The 17,829-nt window shown below is 51.0% G+C and carries 17 protein-coding genes and 1 pseudogene; 9 read left to right on the top strand and 9 right to left on the bottom strand.

Annotation, left to right across the window (positions count from 1 at the left end; all coding sequences use genetic code 11):
* Positions 1–195: 195 nt before the first annotated feature.
* Together PsAD13_RS05205 and PsAD13_RS05200 are read right to left on the bottom strand one after the other, a co-directional pair.
* Positions 196–1,572, bottom strand: a complete 1,377-nt coding sequence (locus tag PsAD13_RS05205) for a tyrosine phenol-lyase (protein ID WP_063317481.1) — start codon at positions 1,570–1,572, stop codon at positions 196–198.
* 1,308 nt (positions 1,573–2,880) lie between these two features.
* Positions 2,881–3,153, bottom strand: coding sequence for a hypothetical protein (locus PsAD13_RS05200; protein WP_057463957.1), 273 nt, complete (start codon positions 3,151–3,153; stop codon positions 2,881–2,883).
* A 382-nt stretch (positions 3,154–3,535) separates the two neighbouring features.
* Between PsAD13_RS05200 and PsAD13_RS28460 the strand changes: the two genes are divergently transcribed.
* Positions 3,536–3,667, top strand: a complete 132-nt coding sequence (locus PsAD13_RS28460; RefSeq protein WP_275496445.1) for a hypothetical protein — start codon at positions 3,536–3,538, stop codon at positions 3,665–3,667.
* On the opposite strand, the gene PsAD13_RS05190 is transcribed toward PsAD13_RS28460, so the two are convergent.
* Positions 3,664–4,203, bottom strand: coding sequence for a hypothetical protein (locus PsAD13_RS05190; protein ID WP_063317479.1), 540 nt, complete (start codon positions 4,201–4,203; stop codon positions 3,664–3,666). The two genes, PsAD13_RS28460 and PsAD13_RS05190, sit on opposite strands and share 4 nt — an antisense overlap.
* A 454-nt stretch (positions 4,204–4,657) precedes the next feature.
* Between PsAD13_RS05190 and PsAD13_RS05180 the strand changes: the two genes are divergently transcribed.
* On the top strand, positions 4,658–5,506 hold the full coding sequence (locus PsAD13_RS05180; RefSeq protein ID WP_063305511.1) for a DUF4238 domain-containing protein: 849 nt from the start codon (positions 4,658–4,660) through the stop codon (positions 5,504–5,506).
* Positions 5,507–5,748: 242 nt separating this feature from the next.
* Here the strand turns inward: PsAD13_RS05180 and PsAD13_RS05175 are convergent.
* From PsAD13_RS05175 to PsAD13_RS05165, 3 genes and pseudogenes are all read right to left on the bottom strand, one after another.
* A pseudogene (locus tag PsAD13_RS05175) lies at positions 5,749–6,943 on the bottom strand (IS481 family transposase).
* 142 nt (positions 6,944–7,085) lie between these two features.
* On the bottom strand, positions 7,086–7,460 hold the full coding sequence (locus tag PsAD13_RS05170) for a hypothetical protein (protein ID WP_153040846.1): 375 nt from the start codon (positions 7,458–7,460) through the stop codon (positions 7,086–7,088).
* Between the two features lie 506 nt (positions 7,461–7,966).
* Entirely contained in the window at positions 7,967–8,776 is an 810-nt protein-coding gene (locus PsAD13_RS05165) for a metallophosphoesterase family protein (RefSeq protein ID WP_244275107.1), read from the bottom strand.
* 194 nt (positions 8,777–8,970) lie between these two features.
* Here PsAD13_RS05165 and PsAD13_RS05155 point away from each other — a divergent pair, with 194 nt between their 5' ends.
* Entirely contained in the window at positions 8,971–10,077 is a 1,107-nt protein-coding gene (locus PsAD13_RS05155; RefSeq protein ID WP_063308190.1) for a hypothetical protein, read from the top strand.
* Entirely contained in the window at positions 10,070–10,537 is a 468-nt protein-coding gene (locus tag PsAD13_RS05150; RefSeq protein ID WP_063317475.1) for a MarR family winged helix-turn-helix transcriptional regulator, read from the top strand. The genes PsAD13_RS05155 and PsAD13_RS05150 overlap by 8 nt, the downstream gene beginning before the upstream one ends.
* A gap of 124 nt (positions 10,538–10,661) precedes the next feature.
* Here the strand turns inward: PsAD13_RS05150 and PsAD13_RS05145 are convergent, their stop codons facing one another.
* Entirely contained in the window at positions 10,662–11,174 is a 513-nt protein-coding gene (locus tag PsAD13_RS05145) for a DUF2938 domain-containing protein (RefSeq protein ID WP_063317474.1), read from the bottom strand.
* A 96-nt stretch (positions 11,175–11,270) separates the two neighbouring features.
* Positions 11,271–11,816, bottom strand: coding sequence for a TetR family transcriptional regulator (locus PsAD13_RS05140; protein WP_063317473.1), 546 nt, complete (start codon positions 11,814–11,816; stop codon positions 11,271–11,273).
* A gap of 130 nt (positions 11,817–11,946) precedes the next feature.
* Here PsAD13_RS05140 and PsAD13_RS05135 point away from each other — a divergent pair, with 130 nt between their 5' ends.
* Positions 11,947–12,360: a putative quinol monooxygenase gene (locus tag PsAD13_RS05135; RefSeq protein ID WP_063301065.1), complete on the top strand. Its 414-nt coding sequence runs from the start codon at positions 11,947–11,949 to the stop codon at positions 12,358–12,360.
* A 106-nt stretch (positions 12,361–12,466) separates the two neighbouring features.
* Here PsAD13_RS05135 and PsAD13_RS05130 read toward each other — a convergent pair whose 3' ends face one another.
* The gene (locus PsAD13_RS05130) at positions 12,467–13,054 is read right to left on the bottom strand and encodes a TetR/AcrR family transcriptional regulator (protein ID WP_063317472.1); all 588 of its coding nucleotides are present in this window, start codon (positions 13,052–13,054) and stop codon (positions 12,467–12,469) included.
* Positions 13,055–13,160: 106 nt separating this feature from the next.
* On the opposite strand from PsAD13_RS05130, the gene PsAD13_RS05125 reads away from it, so the two are divergent.
* From PsAD13_RS05125 to PsAD13_RS05110, 4 genes are all read left to right on the top strand, one after another.
* On the top strand, positions 13,161–14,048 hold the full coding sequence (locus PsAD13_RS05125; RefSeq protein ID WP_063317471.1) for a DMT family transporter: 888 nt from the start codon (positions 13,161–13,163) through the stop codon (positions 14,046–14,048).
* 10 nt (positions 14,049–14,058) lie between these two features.
* Positions 14,059–14,475, top strand: a complete 417-nt coding sequence (locus tag PsAD13_RS05120) for a TrmO family methyltransferase (RefSeq protein WP_063302762.1) — start codon at positions 14,059–14,061, stop codon at positions 14,473–14,475.
* A 246-nt stretch (positions 14,476–14,721) separates the two neighbouring features.
* Positions 14,722–15,171 carry a hypothetical protein gene (locus PsAD13_RS05115; RefSeq protein WP_208986445.1) on the top strand — a complete coding sequence of 150 codons (450 nt, stop codon included), beginning with the start codon at positions 14,722–14,724 and terminating at the stop codon, positions 15,169–15,171.
* A 22-nt stretch (positions 15,172–15,193) separates the two neighbouring features.
* A complete protein-coding gene (locus PsAD13_RS05110) occupies positions 15,194–17,713 on the top strand; it encodes a hypothetical protein (RefSeq protein WP_208986444.1) in 2,520 nt (839 codons plus the stop codon).
* Positions 17,714–17,829: the final 116 nt, after the last annotated feature.

Below are 17,829 nucleotides of genomic sequence, written 5' to 3'. Positions count from 1 at the left end.
CGGCATTTGCCGTGACCAATTGAGAAAACGCCTGCCGATTTTGTAAGTGCCCCGTGGCAGAGCTTTCCCGAAAAGCGCACATAGACTTACGATGGGTAAGATTTGTGCTTTGATAACAACAGAGGAGAGCACACGGGCTCTCCTCCAATGCAGTTTAGTCTTTGACTATTGCTAGTCACTTCAATGGCTTAGTTCTTAGATTTCTTCGAAACGGCCAGTGAAGAAGCGAAGTACCTTAGGTTCGAATACGAATTCGAGGCCCTTGATGCTTTCGCGGTTTTTGTAGAGCTCGATGATCGCATCTGCGACGTAGTCCATGTGTGCGTATGTGTATACCCGACGTGGGATAGTCAGACGAACTGTTTCGAGCTTAGGAACGTGGTTCTCACCGGTCTTAACGTCGCGGCCTGCGGATACGATGCCACGTTCCATGGTGCGTACACCGGAGGTGCGGTAGATCGCTGCGGCAAGTGCCTGTGCAGGGAGCTGCTGCTGGTCAAGGTGTGGCAGGAATGCGCGTGCATCGAGGAAGATTGCGTGACCGCCGTAAGGCTTGACCATTGGCACGCCAGCTGCATCCAGACGTTCGCCGAGGTAGCGGATCTGGTTTACGCGGTGTGAGATGTAGTCAAACTCTACGGATTCCTTGATGCCGATTGCCATTGCTTCCATGTCGCGGCCTGCAAGACCACCGTAGGAAGGCATGCCTTCGAACTGAACAACCATGCCTTTTGCTTCAGCAAACAGGTCGTCGTCGTTCATGCAGAGGAAACCGCCGTTGTTTGTCAGGCAATCTTTTTTGCCGGACATGGTGCAGCCGTCGCCGTAGGAGAACATTTCAAGGAGGATTGCCTTGATTGTTTTGTCTTCGAAGCCAGCTTCACGTTCTTTGATGAAGTATGCGTTTTCTACACAACGGGTTGCATCGTACATCACTTTGATGCCGTGCTTGTGGCAGAGTTCGCTTACTGCTTTGATGTTGCCCATGGAAACAGGCTGACCACCAGCCAGGTTCACGGTTACAGCAAGACAGATGTAAGGGATCTTGTCGCCACCAACTTCGTCGATGAGCTTCTGCAGTTTTGCAAGGTCCACGTTGCCTTTGAATGGCACGTCAGCCAGGTCAGGGTTGTGGGCTTCGTCGCAGATTACGTCAACAAATGTTGCACCGTTACGTTCCTGGTGGAAACGTGTTGTGGTGAAGTACATGTTGCCTGGAACGTAGTCGCCTGGCTTGATTGTGAGCGTGGACAGGATGTTTTCTGCGCCGCGGCCCTGGTGAGTAGGGATGAGGTGTTTGAAGCCGAAGTGCTCTTTAACAACTTCTTCAAGGTGGTAGAAGTTTTCGGAGCCAGCGTAAGCTTCGTCACCAACCATCAGGCCAGCCCACTGCTTGTCGGACATCGCGGATGTACCGGAGTCGGTCAGCAGATCGATGTAGCAATCTTTGGACTTCAGCAGGAATGTGTTGAAGCCAGCTTCCTGGATTGCCGCTTCGCGACGCTCGTCAGAAATGAAGTACATTGGTTCAACAGATTTAATCTTGAACGGCTCTGGCATAAACTTAGTCATAAGAACGTCCTCTTACTTGCTTCTTTACCAATAAGGCGGAGGGACCATGTCTCTCCGAATTCTCAAGGAGTGAAGAAATTATCGATTTCGAAGTTTATCTACTTACGAATCGAAAACATTTTCGCTTCACCAATCTTCGTATTCATTAATTATCCAAATATTCGATCATCACAATAAGTAACAATATGGATATGTGAATAAATAATCGTTTATATATACAGATCACATACACATGTACCTTTATGCAATACACAAGGCGCTGATATTTACATGAGCATTACTTGATCATGCAGAGTTATTGCCTGTATAATCTTGGCTGTGCTGTGATCTGTATATTTCCCCGCTGCAAGTCTCAGGCATGGCGGTGCCGTTCTTCTGCCCCCAGCGCGCTCAACACTTGGAAGACAGGAGCAAATACAACCGTCATTATCTGAAGCAATCACGACACACCTGCAGCGCAAACCGGAGGTGCCGATGGTATTGCCAATATCAAAGCACAGTTCTTCTGCTGCGTAGGGGATGCAGTGTTGGAATGAGTGCCCAATATTACTTGTTTTGGGGGTGTTGCATGTTTTGGCTGGCCTCTACACTCTGCATCTTTGGTGGACTATAGGAGGCAGGAGGCTAGCTTACATGCGGCCGTGCAGCAGGAGCGACTCCACTGCAGGCGGAGGTCGTCAGACGAGATGCAGATTATTGGCCATGGAAACATCTTCGATGTGCCAAGGCAGCTTATCTCTCTTTAAGATATTCAAATACAGCTGATACCAGCGCATTTTCCTAGTCCCAATGTAACTTCAAGACCTAATTGATTACACACAACGGAGTTTGGGCGAATTGCTCTGAAAGTCAAAAGGAAAAACTACTTAGAGACAGTGGGTTGACGGGGGTGCCTTGCCGCGGCGCGACACACCTGCCGTTACAAGCTCCCTGAAATACCAAGGGTTTTTGGGTTTTACGGGGTGTATATCACCCGGTTTGGCAGACTTCACGATTCGTCAAAACATCCTATTTATTCCACAATAAACTTATATATTAGCAACTCCTGCCATTATTTTTAGATTGATTAGCATGAATCACTTTCACATTCAGAGAGCCTGATCGAGCTGTGTTTGATCAGATTGGAGTGTATCCCCTGCCCTTTGGGATGCTGGCCTGCGGGCGCTTGTTGCCCGGCCGCAGACCAGCAGGGTGCTCATTTGCAGGGTTGTGCCTCTTACCCGAGGTTGGAGGCCTTGGTGTGGAGGCTTCCCTGTGGCAGTGAACACGGGGTGCGTGTGACACCACCCGAGCACCTGTCACAGTGCGTTAATCCAGAGACACAACATTGGTGTTGACCGGCTGCGGAAGGGCGACCCGCTCCAATAATCCGCAGGACTTTTTCAGTGCCTCCAGGCGGTCACATAAAGCGTGGTGCAAAGTGAGCAAAGCATCCCGCTCGCAGCTGTTCTTCACGCGCTCGCTGAGTACAAGCTGTTGCATGTACGCAAGGTTCTGAAGATCAGAGACGACGATCTGGACTTCGTCAATTTCATTCTGAAGAGTGTTTGTGGCGCTGCATGCGCATGCGGAGTCGACCATATTCAAAGCCTCGTTGTTGGCTGTTGAAGGGCCGCGCGACAAAGGGCTTTTGGAACCCGCTGGCGAGCGGGAGGCCAAAAACCTGACAACGACAGGCGGGTTTATTCCCCTCCGAAGAAGGTATTGTATTCACCGCCCTCCCGCTCATAACGAAGGGTTTGCGCACTTTTGGAAAAAAGGCACAAAAAATCCGCTAGTTAACGGGAGCGGGTACCGCGTTGTTGGAGGTTTTGGGCCTCACCCAAGAGCATGCAACCAGATGCATGCGGTGTCAATGGTCAAGGTTTGCAAGCGCGCGTTGTGTGGCGGAGGGGAGACGGTTTCAAGGGAATGTGAGAAGCCCTTAGGGCGTCATCCCGCACTTGATGCGGGACCCAGCTGGATGTTCCCAACTTCCAAGAACGAGGTGTTGTTGCACCTCCAGTTCGACCGCTCTGCCTTTTCGCTCTGGGTCCCGCATCGCGCTGCGCTTGTGCGGGATGACGGCGGCGGGGGAAGTGCAGTGACGGTTTAGGTGGAGCGCTTGCGTGGTTGTAGCGACTGTGGATCCAGCTCACCCAAAGCCATCCGGGCATTCACCGTTTGTGCTCCAGCACCAGCTGCGAGCCAAGGCTTTGCTGCGTCCATAGAAAACCGAGGGCGGCGCGCTCCTGCTGTGGGTTGCTCAACTTGCTGTTCAAGCGATTTTGCCAGTTCAGTTACCCGATAGAGGCCTTGCACTGCAGGTTGTGGAACCTTGCGCTTTTGTAAGGCTTGCCGTTGCACACTGAGTTTTTTAGCAACATCGGCCAGACTCACCAGATCAGGCCGCACTTCTCTCAAAGCGCTTCCTTCTGGAAGATGCGGGATAATGGCGCGTGCGGCCTCTAGGATCACCAAATCAGGTTGCTCGCCTTCAACTTCCAGTGCCACAGCGAGCAGGCCCGTCTGCCCTGTTCCAACAACGGCATCATCAAAACCCGCCGCGTAGACAGCATCAGCTAGCTCAAACACATCCTGCTCCCCTTCCCCAAGAGCAAACACAAGATCGAATTCAAACAGGTTCGACATCTTCAGTTTCCTTCTGGTTCAGGTAAATGCAGCTCAGCGCCTTCTTCTTGAGTTTGGCTGCATGCGTTGACGGATTTTGTGGTGTTGAACTGATCGACATTTGACAGAACTCACCACAGCGGCATTGCTCATCATTGAAGGGGCACAGCAGCAACCCCCAGGCATGACCTTTGCCATTGCGAAGCCTGACCGTCCATCCAAGCTCTTCCAGCTCGCAAAGGACCGCCTCAACCTCCTTCTTGGCATGCCGCCTTCTCCCCAAAAGCCTAGTCCCTCTGCATTTAGGTTGTCAATCGACAACTTTATATCCTTGCCTAGTCATTCTTACTGCGTACATTTGTCAGAGAATAAGATGCGTGATGGTGTTGAGGTAGCCGTGGGATTTTGTGGGGATGTATTCTGGGTTATTTTAAATTAGCTTTACCAAACACCTATTCAATTCGGGGCGATACAAATGTCTGAATCAAAGCGGCATCATTTTATACCAAAATTTATTTTAAAAAACTTCGCTGACGAATCTAACTTACTTTGGGTGAAAAGAGAGGGAGAACCCTTCCAGACAGGGATCGTTAATGCCTTTGTAGAAAGCGAGCTGAATACGTTTACTGACAAGAAGGGGAACAAAGATAAAGCACTTGAAGTGAATTATTCTCAAATTGAGTCAGATGCAAAACCGTTAGTGGAAAGAATAATCGAGTTTTCAGAAAAGAAAATTTGCCTACCTATTTCTGAGAATGATAAATACACTTGGAATGTGTTTTTTTACCACCAGTATGGACGTGCCCCAGATATATTTCGCAAGTTAGGCATTGAGGCCGATTTTGAAGACGTATGGCAACAAGCAACGCAGAAGTTCGAAGAATATGCAAAAGCAAACAATATTCAAATCGATGCTGAAGAATTAAAAAACGTAAAAGACCCTGCAAATTTCGATAAATTCAAGCAAAACACCAGAGTTACGGCGCGTAAAAATCATGATCCCGAGATACTTGCTACTCTTAATCGCCGCGGGCTCGCCTATGGGGTCGTTACAAAAGAGTCTGACGAACTGATAATTGGTGATCATCCATTTGTTAGATTAGGACAGACAGGCAACCTAGAAGACCCCACAACAGAATTCTGGCTCCCCATTTCATCTAAAGTGGCGGTCTCGCCTTATGGCCAAGCTTTAGACAGAAAACTTATCGAGCTAACTTCCTCTCAGGTTCACTTAATTAACTCTACCATTTTTGAGCAGAGCAACATTATAGCCAGCAAGCAAAGATCAATCATCGATGGTTTACTGCCTCAAACGTCATCTTGAACGCGATGCGGCCCCCTGCTGTGCACTCACAGATTTCAGGCGAGGGAGTTGTTACATCCTTAAACACAGCCTCTTTACCTTCTCACCCTAGGTCCCGCATCGCGCTGCGCTTGTGCGGGATGACGGTGGAAGGCAGCGCTGTGAGTGCAAGGGGATGGTGAGGTATCGGCAAGGTGTAAGATTGAGCTGGAGAGTATATGAAACGGCTGCAGCAGCGATTGAGACGAGAGCCGCAAAGGACGTCATCCCGCACTTGATGTTTGTCCTGGAGAGATGGTTGACGTTTGTTCGGGGACATGGGTGACGGTTATGTTATTATGTTAAGTCGATTTTTGCGACTGTGTTTGCGGCGAAACATACGTTGAAGATCTCAGGTTTGTCTGAGGGACGTATGGCGAGAGTGTAGCCGCGGAAGCATTTAGGGACATACCAGAGCCTGCCTTTAAAGCTGATTTCCGCTCTTGTTCTGGGTACCTTTCGGACCATTGTTCCTTTGGGATAGCTGATATCTGGAAGGTGTTTGGGAAAGATATGCTGTGAGATTGTATAGCGGCTGATAGGTGGCGCTAATCCAAGTGCTTCATGCGGGCGATGGAAATTATAAATCCGCCTCCATTGATCAAAGGCCGATTGCATAGTGTGGTGACTGCGAAATGTTCTGTATGCCAGAACCTCCTCTTTCAGGGTTCGGTTAAACCGCTCATTCTTGCCCTTGGTTTGAGGATGGAAAGGTCTGGCATGGATCAGGCGGACACCAAGATGGGCCAACCAGATCCGCAATGGTGTCCAACGCTGATCGGTAAGAGCAGTCCCCCATGGAGAACCGTTGTCAACCAGAAAGGCTCTCGGCAAGCCGTAGAGCTTAAAGCTCTCTTCTAAAGCCGTTTTAACTGTATTGGTGCGTTGGTCTGGGCAAGCCTTAAGACAGGTCGCAAACCGGGAGTGGTCGTCGACAACCGTGAGAGGATGGCAACGAGTGTTATCTTCCAGCCTGATCCAACCTTTAAAATCCATTTGCCAGAGTTGATTAGGAAGAGGAGCTTCAAATCGCTGCCAATCCGAGGACGCTGGGATTGATTTCGGTTCTATGCGATCATGGCGCTGTAAAATGACATGCACCGTGGAGCTTGCTGGAACTGTAATGCCTTGATGCTGCAGGTAAGCGCGGATCTTTCGAGCACCCCAAGCCGGGTAAGTATCACGCACTGATAAAATCCTCTGCTCCACCTCCTGTGGTGAACGTCCAGGAGATGTTCTGGGCCGGCGGGAGAGATCATTCAAATCTTCTCCCGCACGCCACCGCCTCAGCCATTTATAGCCTGTTTGTGGGCTGATACCGAACCGGCGACACAAGGCACGCCGATTAGCATTGTCCTGATCTGCAAGTCGGACAAACTCTTCTCGAAGTTTCATTGTTGAACACTCTTGCCAAGGCATCCCGGTCCCTCCCTGAATGCCATGTTAATGTGTCAACCATCTCTCCGAACACCTGTCACCTATGTCTCCGGTATGTACACGAAGACCCGGGATGATAGCGTGGAGGAGTTGCCAATGGCTTATCTGTGCAGCTCCAAGTCGCTTACGTCTTTTGATCGAAGAACTGGAACGTCATGCACCGGCCTGTATAGAACGTGTTGTCGGTTTCTGCATCGAATGCTGGTCTGTAAGGTCGCCCATGCGGGTAGGTTTGGATCTTGCTATCTGCTGCATGGATTACACCAGTCGTATATCCTTTGTCCTTACAAGCTTTGTCGATTGCAAATCTGGCGGCTTTCTCAAGCGTTCCAGCATTGTCTGGACCGCCTTTTATTGCCAACCCAATTTTTTCGTCTTTGACTGATGTGTAACGCACGCGCAAACCATTGTGCTTTACTGAATGGCGCAGTTTGTGCTGCTTTACACCCTCAATCGGATCATACAATTGTGAAATGGGTATTCCCGGTTGTGGTCCCAAAATTGCGTCTCTGAATGAAGATTTAACATTTTTCTTGGCAGTCTCACTGCATCCAACCAGGAGAAGGCTGCATGTGATCAGTGCGGTAATTTTTTGCATGTTTCTGTTTCTTTCACGATTGTCTCAAAGAGCAATGTAGAGAAAGCTTCGTGTGTAAAAATGGATTGTGTGATTGGATCAAAAACACAAGTAACTTGGCTCGTGTGGGTATAGGTCCCGGCTCGAGGGCCGGGATGACACCGTGGGGCGCAGTTGAAGGTTTAACCGTACCGCTCTGGTTCCAGCGTTGCTGCGTTTGCGTGAGATGGCAGCGTGCCCTAAAGCAGTTCGCATTTAAGTTGAAATACCTGAACTGCTTTAGCTTTGCTTTTGCGTATCTTTATCCGAAAACCGGATGCCACTTTTCGGCGATACGCATATACACCCTTGCTCAGCCCTCAATGGGTGCCTGCTGGTCGGCGGAGCTGTCATCCTTCCGCAGGCCAGTGCTTTGTTGTGGGTGAGGGCTACTTGTGGGTGGGGATGAAGTCGAATAGGTCCCAGCCGTCTGTGGTGGCGGTGATGAACTTCATGTCGGTGCCTTCCAGCACCGCACAGGTGAGGCGGCCTGAGGCGTAGGCTTCGGTGTCTACGTCGAGCCGGTTGGAGCGGCGGTCGATGTGTTCGACCGGGGTGTGGCCGTGGACGACGAAGACGCCGAAGTCCTCCTGAGAGCCGAGGAAAGGGCCGCGGATCCACATCAGCTCCTCAGCGCGTTGGTCTTCCAGTGGAACGCCAGGGCGAATGCCTGCGTGGACGAACAAGTAGTCTCCGCATTGGTAATGGAGCGGCAGAGATTCGAAGAAGGTTTCGTGTAGCTTGGAGAGGTTTTCCTTGAAGATAGTCTGCACGCTTTCCGCACCTGCTGAGCCCATGAGATCGTGAATGGAGAGGCCGTAGGAGAGCAGGGTTTCTGTGCCGCCCAGATCTTCCCAATGGTAAAGCGTGCCTGCGTCTTGCAGAAACTCCAGAAGCGAGGCTTCGTGATTGCCTTTCAGGCAAACCTGGCGCGGGGTGCGGTGGTGGTGATCGACAAGGAAATCGATGACGCCCTGACTGTCCGGGCCGCGGTCGATGTAATCACCAAGAAAGATGGAGACCGGGTCCGTGATTGGGCGGTTTTTCAGGTCGCTCTCAATGGCTTTGCCCATGACTTCCAGCAGGTCGAGCCTGCCGTGAATGTCTCCCGTCGCATAAACGCGTGTCCCTTCCGGAAGAGTTGGATGGGTGTTTTGCATGGTCGTCCCGTTCCAAATGCTTGTCTGTGTCGCGGTCACTGGTGGTCCAATCTACTTTAAGAAAACGAATGAGGAGCAAACCGACAGCCTCAATTTGTTGGCTTTGGGGCTGTGGGAAGTGGGCAAGTTGATGAGTGTTGAAAATTGGTTCAATGAAAATAGTTCGATATCGCACTTGTTTTATATGTAGTGCTATGCTTATAGTTCGATATTGCACTAAATGGAGTTGAACGATGAACCTTTCCAGACGCAAGATGATTGGCCTTATGGGTGGTGGTGTGGTTGTGGCAGCGACTGCCTCGGCTGGTGCATTTCTGGCGACCCGTCGTCCAACGCGGGCGCTGGCTCCCTGGGAGACTGCGGGCGCTTACGCTGAGCCGCGGATGAAGGCGCTGTCCTACGCTTTGCTTGCGCCTAACCCTCATAACCGTCAGCCGTGGGTGGCTGAGCTGCGCGGAAGTAACATGCTGGCCATTTACCGTGACAAGAGGTTGAACCTGCCAGAGACTGACCCGTTTGACCGCCAGCTGACCGTTGGCATGGGGTGTTTTCTGGAACTGTTGCGCATGGCTGCGGCGGAAGATGGGTACGATTTGCAGATGGAGCTGTTTCCACTGGGAGAAGATGGGCCGGTTGCAACGGCTTACTTTGCGAAAGGGGGCACACCTGATCCGCTGTTTGCGCATGTTTTTGAGCGGCATACCAACCGTAACGCTTATAAGGATATGTCTGTTTCAGCAGAAGCGCAGGCGGTTTTGGCTGACTATGCGACGATCAAAAGCGGCAAGGCTGAGGTTGCGGCCTTGCGGAAGCTGACGTGGGACGCGATGGATGTTGAACTGACAACGCAACGTGTGATGATGGAAAGCGTTGATCTGATGCGGTTTGGTAAAGCCGAGATTGAAGCGAACCCGGATGGCATTGCGCTGAGTGGTCCGTTTTTGGAGAGCCTGATGCTGGCTGGGATGTTGAGCCGCGAAGATCAGGCAGATCAGACCAGCTCTAGCTTTCAGCAGGGACGGGATATGATCCGGGATGCGATGAACGCGACACAGGCGTATGCGGTGGTCACCAGTCCGGGCAATTCGCGGGTCGATCAGATTAAAGCAGGGTATGACTGGATCAGGTTGCAACTGGCAGCTACTGGATTGGGTCTTTCCATGCAGCCGGTTAGTCAGGCACTGCAGGAGTTTCCTGAAATGGTAGAGCATTATTCTGCGGTGCACGAAATGCTGGCAGGTCCGGGTGAGACTGTTCAAATGCTTGCGCGATTGGGGTATGGTCCCAAAATTGATCCCAGCCCGCGCTGGCCTTTGAAAACACGAGTACCGAATGTCTGACGATACCCCCTCCCAAGATCTGACGCCCTACTTTTCTATGTTCGTTGAGGTGGGGATTATAAACCAGATCGGCTCTGCGTTTTTAGAAGCGCGGCTGCCAAAGGGCCTTCTGGTTTCGCATTTCGGGGTGACCAGCCATTTGAGCCGTGGATTTGATGGGGCCACTCCGCTGGAATTGGCCCGGTCGTTTCAGGTTGCGAAAACAACCATGACGCATACGCTGAGCGGGTTGGAAAAGCACGGCTTTGTGGAACTGCGCCCCAACCCGGATGACGGGCGCTCCAAGCGGGTGTGGCTGACAACAGAGGGGCGGCAGTTTCGTGATGATGCTGTGCAGCAGCTGGAGCCGCTGTTTCAAAAGCTGGCCGAGCGGTTTCCACCTGAGCAGGTCTCTGCCTTCTTGCCGGGCATAAGTGAATTTCGTGCGGTGATTGACCAGTTGCGGGATGAGGAGAGGTAGCAGCAGGTGTTGCTGCTCTTCGTGTCTTGGGGGGGGCGTTTTTATGTATTCACGCACCAAGCTCTAACTCTCTGTTTTTGCGTGTTCTTATCGGAAAACCAGAGCCGCTTTTCAAGAGCGCGCTCTAAGATGTTGCTCCAGTTACGAGCAACAGGCTGAGGCAAAGTCCGGTGAGGTATAGGCCCAGCCCAAATGAAAGATGGGCGATGAGACTTCTTATTCTTGCGATTGTTGGGGCTGGTGTTTTGGAGGCGGCAACTCCAAAACCGAATGCTGGTTGCATGAAGAAGAAGGGGAACCCCACTGAAAGCAGGCCAATTAAGAACGGCATCAGGATGGTTGGATTTTGAAGCCAGTTTGGTCCGGTTAGGGCAAGCAAAACGAGCGCAAATACAGCACCGATGACGTAATGAGCGATCCAGCCGATGGAGCGTTCAAACGGCTGTGGAGGGCTCTGCATGATGTTCTGATGCTGGAAACGTCCGCGCAACATGCTTAGCATCCAACGGCCAACCAGCCGGTAATCCAGGGCGGGAATAGCGAAAAACCGAAGTCGCACCCAGGCGACCAGATCCATGAAAATTGTTGCGCCAATGCCAAGTAGGGCAGCATTGATCAAAAGACTTGTTGTGTGCACGGTTTTACCTTTCCTGATAGGGAGTTGGCGGCACCGTGCCACTTCAAGTCGACTTGAGGTCAAGAGAATTCTCTAGATTTTGATGGATAATATTTCTCAGGTTAACAGTGCTATTAAGCCTGCCTTTTGGGTGTTCAGGAGGGTGAGAAGTTGGGTCTCATCCCGCGCGTGGTCACGAATTCCAAGTGAGGAAAGCACCAGATATTCTGCGAGTTGCTCAGCGCTGTGTCCCTGAAAGCTATAGTGCGCCAGCATTTCGGCACAGGCGGTGATGTTGGTTGCTTGTGCTTCCAGTGTGGCCGCTTTGCCTTCTGCATTGAACCCACCGATCATGTCTCTTGCCTCAGGAGATGCGGTGATGACCTTGAAGGATGGGATGATGGAGTGCTTGTAGTAGGCGCTTAGCTTGTCCTCCAGAGTTTCCAGAGCGGACCATTCTTTTTGCACGGCTGCCAGAGACTGGTTAGAAAAGTGCCTGATGGAGGCGCACAGGATCTCGTTTTTATTCTTGTAGTTTGAATAGACTGTCTGGCGCGCAACGCCTGCCTCTGACGCGATGTCGTGCATGCGGGTGCGGTTTACGCCAAAGCGCATGAAGGCCCGCACGGCGGCTTCCAGAATCTTCTCTCGCAAATTTTCCATATTGGCATCTTGACAAAAAATGTCATTTTGTCAAGAATTACAAAAATACGAAAAATGTCATTTTGTAATTTACGGAAGAACGCTTCCTACATGGGCATGCAAAGCTTTGGAGCTGAAGAGGACATCGAGAATGGAAAGACGCGCCGTATTGCAGGCACTGGCTGCAAGCATCGTGACTGGCATGGTGCCAGGTCATGTTTTTGCTGCTGCACAGAAATTGGAACAGAAGGATAGAGCTATGATTATTGTCACTGTCGAAGTTGAGTTTGAAGACAATCAGATCCAGCAAAAACTTGCTGCTGTTCAGCAGATGGATGCGGCAACTGCTGAAGAAGCTGGATGTATTTCCTACAAGTCTTCTCTGGATGCGACCAATCCGAACATCCTGAGAATCTATGAGATGTGGGAGAGTATGGATGCTCTTATTCCGCACTTCCAAACGCCACATATGGCAGCGTTTCAGGCAGAACTTAGCTCGTTAAAATCAAAAGGCATGACGGCGAAAGTCTTTGAGGTCAGCAAAGAACTGCCGTTTCCAAACTAACTGGCAGGCCGTCTGGATCAGCTTGCACGCAGGATTGAGGTTTAAGCTGATCGGAAAGTGTCTTTGCTGGTGTTTCGAGTACTTGGGGTGCAGGAGGCGAGGTTTTTCAGCGAGCTGTTTTGGCCAGAAGTAGTTCTGTTGCAGCTTTCACATGCTGTTCTATCTGCTGGTCTGAAGGGTGGGGCATTCCCATTAAGACGGAATCTCTGAATGCGAGCAGCATTGATGTCCATAACTGAACGGCAGTGTCTGGCGCAGTCAAACCCAACCTGTCTGCAAAAAACTCTGAGAGGTGCTTGTCTGTTTCATTTGGGCCGACCGAGAAGAAAGTGCTTGTTATTTCGGGTGCTTTTGCACTCTCTGCGACCAGCAAGCGGAATGTGCTCAGGTGATTGTCGGTTAAATGCGCATGGATGAAATTTACACCAAAACCTTCCAGGGCATCCTTTGCGTCAGGCTTCTTTAGGTGATCGAAGAAGTTGTCTTCTGAATCTGAGCCCATGTGCGTCAAGGTTGCTTGAAACAGGTCGATTTTGGAAGAGAAATAGCGGTAAACTGTTTGCTTTGTGACCTGAGCCTGATCAGCGATCTTGTCCATGCTGGCCAGTATATAGCCCTCAGAGAGAAATACGTGTTGTGCTGCTTCCAGAATCGCACGGCGCTTCTTCTCTTTGTTTTGCTCGATCTTCCCCATACTTTGCCCTTCGCAACAAAATCATACTGATTGGTATGATTTTGTTGACATTCGTGTGTGTTTGCATAAATCATACTGAACGGTATGATTATTGAAGGTATACATCATGTCTTATCTAACAGGGTACACGTTAGACCAGAAAAATCTGAGAGTATCCGGAATTCTTATCACCCTGCTGGGTGCTGTGCTGATGAGCTTTGACCCGATCTTCATCCGGTATTCGGGTGTAAGCGGGTTTGATACAGCATTCTTATTCGGGCTTTTTACAGCTATCTCAATGCCATTCTTTATCCAGATGCGGGATGAGCGCGGGGTGATTGGGGCGTTGCGGGCGAGCGGATGGCCAGTCTTGTTTTCCGGCTTGTTGATGCTGGGGAGTGCTTCTTCGCTGGTGCTGAGTATCAAGCTGACATCGGTCGCCAACACTTTTGTTATCCTCAGTATCTCACCAGCATTAGCTGCTGCGTTCAGCTGGCTTTTTCTTGGGGAGGTGACGAAACGCGCAACGTGGATTTCTATCATTTCGATAATGATTGGAATTGCGATTGTTGTCTCCGGTTCGTTTGGGTCCGGAACCCTTATGGGGGATGTACTGGCAGGGCTGGCGGTGACGTGTTTGTCTCTCAATCAAACACTCTTGCGCAAGTATCAAGGTGTCAGCCGCATGGCGAGTGTTGGTGTTGGTGGCTTCCTGTTGGCGGTGGCTATGTTTTTTCTCGCTGCGCCGTCCACTTACAGCCTGAACACATGGATCATTATGGGCTTGATGGGATTGTTTACCGCTCCATTTGGTCGTGTCCTTTCTCAAGTTGCGACGCGCTATATCACAACGCCTGAGGTTGGCATGTTGCTGATGATAGAGACGGTGCTGGCCCCTCTTTTTGCCTTCGGTTTTTTTGGTGAGATACCGCATCAGGAAAGCTTCATCGGTGGCACGATTATCGTCGTGACGATCCTTATTTACGCAGTGATTTCCGGCAGGGAAGAAGCTTAAGGAGCATAGTATGACTGGAGAACTTATCTATATCGGGCATATTGAAACCCCGTATTTTGATGTTGAGGATTGCCCGAACAACATTCAGCCTGAAGGGCCAGAATGCAAAGTCATCCTGAAACATGATTATTGGGCAGGATTAAAGGGCCTTCAGCCGGGGCAGGCGATTATGTTGCTGTACTGGTTCGAAAATACGCAAAGATCTCTCATCCAGCAGAAAGGGTGCAGGCACTCAACTGATGACCTGATTGGGAGTTTCGCGCTTCGCTCGCCTCATCGGCCCAACCCTATTGCAGTCTCTCAATTGCCAATTCTAAGTATCGGAGATGGTGTGATTACTGTTCGGGGTCTCGATTGCCTGAATGAGACCAAACTGCTTGATATTAAACCTGCAATTTTGCATGAAACCGCGAGACTAAAGCCTTAGGAAGACCTTTTGCTTTGAGTTTACGCATGGCTGATAGGCAACGTGTGAGGAGAGCATCCATACACGTTGCTTCTTTTCAGCACCTTTTATTGAGTTTGGGTTATTTTATTTCAATGATTAGAATTGTAGAGAAATAAAATATCAACTTAGCGGTGTGGTTGTGCTCTTCGATACACTTGTGCATCAACTGCTTCTCTAGGCTTGTCCTGTTCGCTTTTGCTTCATGCAGTTGTTTGGGAGGGCATTTTGGAGCGATGTCAGGAAACGGAATTACAAGACCTATTTGATGGCTTGGCAGCGGAGCTTCAATTGCCTGCTCTGGCGCCGAATGGAGCTGGGCAAGTTGCCCTTCACTCTGATGAGCATCATCTTACGACATTGATTTCTGCGCGGTTTCAGGAGCGGCGCTATCAGATTCAGCTGGAAGCTGATGTGTTTCCAGAAAATGATCTGGAGTTGCCTCAACTGATAACTCTGCTGGCCCGTGTGGGCCAACTTACGTCCTGTGGCCTGATACTCGATGCCCAGCAGCGGTATGCTGTGCGGCAACAAATCCTTTTGCAAATGACTGACCCGGTTGAACACCTGATGGAGGCTTTGAAGAGCTTTCTTGGAGAGGCTTTGCAGCTGCGCCATTCGCTGATCAACACCGCAGAAGCAGAAAGCCAGTGGTCCTCAGAGCATATTTTGGTCTGAGTGGTTTGGGAGAGACGCCACTATGAGGAATACCGGAATATCAACGCAGGCCAGTGCGGCCAGTTCAAATGTTAGTCAGGCTTCCGAGCAAACAGGGGGTAGGCCGGAAAGGGCGCGGTCCAATACTCAGTCTGCACGGATGCCTTACCGGCTTTCTGCAGTGCCTGTTGCTGGCGGGCATGAGCGGCGGGCGCCTCAACAGCAGAGCAGGGTTTCTCTGGCAAGTTTTCAGCCCCGGCGTGTTCCGGTTTCTGGCGTGTCCGGGCAAAATGCACGGTCAGAAGCGGGGCCTGGCATTTCCTCCATGGAGCGGGCGCTTTTGGATGCACGTCTTAAGCTTCAACCTGTTCAGCGTGATTATCTGGGTCAGACGGCTCGGTTTGGTGACAAGGTTGCTGGGGTTGGAGCCGAGAACCGTGTGTTGCAGGAGCTGCAGGCATTTGCCAAAGACCCAAGCTTGCTGACGAAAGATCGGGCTGCTGACCTACAAAAGCAACTGGGTGCTATATCATTCTCTGACCCTGAGCAGGCTGAGACCAAACAAACTCTGGTTGAGCACTTCAAAAGAGTTGCACGTGGAGCTACGCCGAACCGCCAGACCGTGCGTGTTCTTCGTCCAGTTGTTGAAGATTTGCAGCGCCACATTGAGGACAGGCAGCCAGCGCTTGATCGGGCATTGGGCGGTGGCAGGGCACAGTCGAGGTTGCGTGCTAGTCGGGCTGAGTGGAATGAGGTCCAGACCAAGCAGCTTTCCAAGATTGCGGGTGGGCAGGACAAGGACACTGGGTATCATCCCTCCCGTGTGACTGTCCGTGGGGCCGTTGTTGAAGGCGTGCAGACGCAAGGGCTTGTGAGAAATGCTCTGGGCAAGTTTCCTCACAATGTCACGCCGCTGATCAATGCGGCTGTGAATGGGCGTGCTGAGATTTTTCGTGGTGAGGTGCCCATTACAGATGGGGTTGCCTATGGCCGCTTCGGGTTTACCAGCTTTTATTACGCCCTGGGTGCAATCCAGAGCCTGATTTCTGCGCGGTCTGCTTACACAAGCATGAAGGCCGCGGATGCAGCACTGGATACCTTTCACTCTAAGTCCTCCCAATTTCTTGAGGCGCAAAAATCTATCGCTGAAGTCGCTGCACTGTCCCGCATGGTCAAGGATGTGCAGAAAGGTGGCGGTTCCCCGCTGACGTTGCTGGATACGATGGCTCAGGCAGTGAAGGCAGGCAAGGTTTCTCAGGTGGGGCTTGGTGTTGCCTTGCGCGGGGTGTTTCCTGATTTATCGCCGCGCGGGACTGCTGCTTTGGAAGCTTACGTTAAAGCAGAGATGGGAACAGCCGGAGAGACTGCGTGTCTGACTACTTTGCACAATGAAGTGGCGCTGCATTATGGCGAGAGTGCCACCACTGACAGTGTGCATTTGAAAGGTGGTCTGGATCATCTTGAGGGCGCACTTAAGCAGAGGATGCGAGAAGCTGATCGGGCTCATAAAGCATTGACCGGGCTTGTCGCCAATTATGGTAAGAATGCAGACTTAGCGAAGGCTATGCGGGATGACTACAAAAAACAGATGCATGTGGAAGTCTTGACTGCCGAAGTGTGGGGTCTTGCCATGGTGTCAGGTGTTATGTCTACTGCGCAAAAGGCTATTGCTTCAAGTGTTGAGGGTACTTCTCTTATTACGACCGGATTGGGCTATGCTGCAAGTTCTACTGGCGCTGCTGTTGGAGTGCTTGCTGTTGGTATATCAGCTTACAAGGCCAGTATTACCGCTATTAGTGCATATGGTGCCCATCAAACTGGAAAGAAGGCAACGGAATTACACCGACTTTTTGCCGAACAACAGAAGGTACCTGCTCCAGGCTTAGAAGGGACACGAGAAGTATCGCAGGCACGAGATATTGAGCTGGCGCTAATTACAAAGACAATAGCGACAAACCAGTCTAAGCTGCGAAACACTAAGATCGGCCAAGCGATAATAACTGCAGTTGATGGGACTGGATTTGGGGTAGGAGCAGTCGCCAGTATTGCAGGTATTGTGGCCATGGCAACGGGTGGCACATTAGCTGCTGGGGTAGCAGCAGCAGCGTGGCCTGTTGCAGCTGCCATTGGCGGGGCCGTAGTTTTGGGCTCCATCGCCTTTGCGGCTACACGATTGATCAAGTGGGGTGTGCATCATTATCAGAGCAAGCAGCTTCAGAAGGTGATTGCTGGTGATCAGCAGGCCATGCAGAAATATGCGCGCAAGCACAATATTACGATTGGTCAGGACGGGTCTGCGCGACGAAGTACTGTTGTTGCGGAGATTAAGAGGCACGCTATTGATACGCTGACCAAGCACAGCACGAAGTTTGCTCTGCATCGGTTCTACCAGCGGCTCACTCAGGAGATTTCAAAGGTGGACAGGGCGCATTGGGATCAATCACCCGCGATTGCCGTGATGAAGTGTTTCTTTGACGAGCCTGCCCAAATTCAAGCGGTCGCAGGCTTGAGTGAGGATGCTGCTGTGAAGGTGCTTGCGAAGAAGTTTCAAGTGCGGATGTAGGCTTTAGAGCTTGTTGCGTTCATATGCATTCATGCATCATGCCCTAACTCTTTATTGAATGCGTATTCTTATTCGAAATCCGGCCCCCCTTTTCGGAGATACGCTCTAGAGACCAA

Origin of the sequence: Pseudovibrio sp. Ad13 (assembly GCF_001623225.1) — a bacterium.
Taxonomy (GTDB): domain Bacteria; phylum Pseudomonadota; class Alphaproteobacteria; order Rhizobiales; family Stappiaceae; genus Pseudovibrio.
The sequence above is the reverse complement of the archived record's forward strand: the minus strand, read 5'-3'. Positions and strand labels throughout refer to the sequence as shown.

Excerpts from the sequence above, each read along its gene's own strand:
- PsAD13_RS05155 (WP_063308190.1), top strand. The coding sequence starts at position 8,971 with ATGAACCTTTCCAGACGCAAGATGATTGGCCTTATGGGTGGTGGTGTG.
- PsAD13_RS05130 (WP_063317472.1), bottom strand. The coding sequence starts at position 13,054 with ATGGGGAAGATCGAGCAAAACAAAGAGAAGAAGCGCCGTGCGATTCTG.
- PsAD13_RS05140 (WP_063317473.1), bottom strand. The coding sequence starts at position 11,816 with ATGGAAAATTTGCGAGAGAAGATTCTGGAAGCCGCCGTGCGGGCCTTC.
- PsAD13_RS05150 (WP_063317475.1), top strand. The coding sequence starts at position 10,070 with ATGTCTGACGATACCCCCTCCCAAGATCTGACGCCCTACTTTTCTATG.
- PsAD13_RS28460 (WP_275496445.1), top strand. The coding sequence starts at position 3,536 with ATGTTCCCAACTTCCAAGAACGAGGTGTTGTTGCACCTCCAGTTCGAC.
- PsAD13_RS05205 (WP_063317481.1), bottom strand. The coding sequence starts at position 1,572 with ATGACTAAGTTTATGCCAGAGCCGTTCAAGATTAAATCTGTTGAACCA.
- PsAD13_RS05110 (WP_208986444.1), top strand. The coding sequence starts at position 15,194 with ATGAGGAATACCGGAATATCAACGCAGGCCAGTGCGGCCAGTTCAAAT.
- PsAD13_RS05180 (WP_063305511.1), top strand. The coding sequence starts at position 4,658 with ATGTCTGAATCAAAGCGGCATCATTTTATACCAAAATTTATTTTAAAA.
- PsAD13_RS05120 (WP_063302762.1), top strand. The coding sequence starts at position 14,059 with ATGACTGGAGAACTTATCTATATCGGGCATATTGAAACCCCGTATTTT.
- PsAD13_RS05125 (WP_063317471.1), top strand. The coding sequence starts at position 13,161 with ATGTCTTATCTAACAGGGTACACGTTAGACCAGAAAAATCTGAGAGTA.
- PsAD13_RS05190 (WP_063317479.1), bottom strand. The coding sequence starts at position 4,203 with ATGTCGAACCTGTTTGAATTCGATCTTGTGTTTGCTCTTGGGGAAGGG.
- PsAD13_RS05200 (WP_057463957.1), bottom strand. The coding sequence starts at position 3,153 with ATGGTCGACTCCGCATGCGCATGCAGCGCCACAAACACTCTTCAGAAT.
- PsAD13_RS05135 (WP_063301065.1), top strand. The coding sequence starts at position 11,947 with ATGGAAAGACGCGCCGTATTGCAGGCACTGGCTGCAAGCATCGTGACT.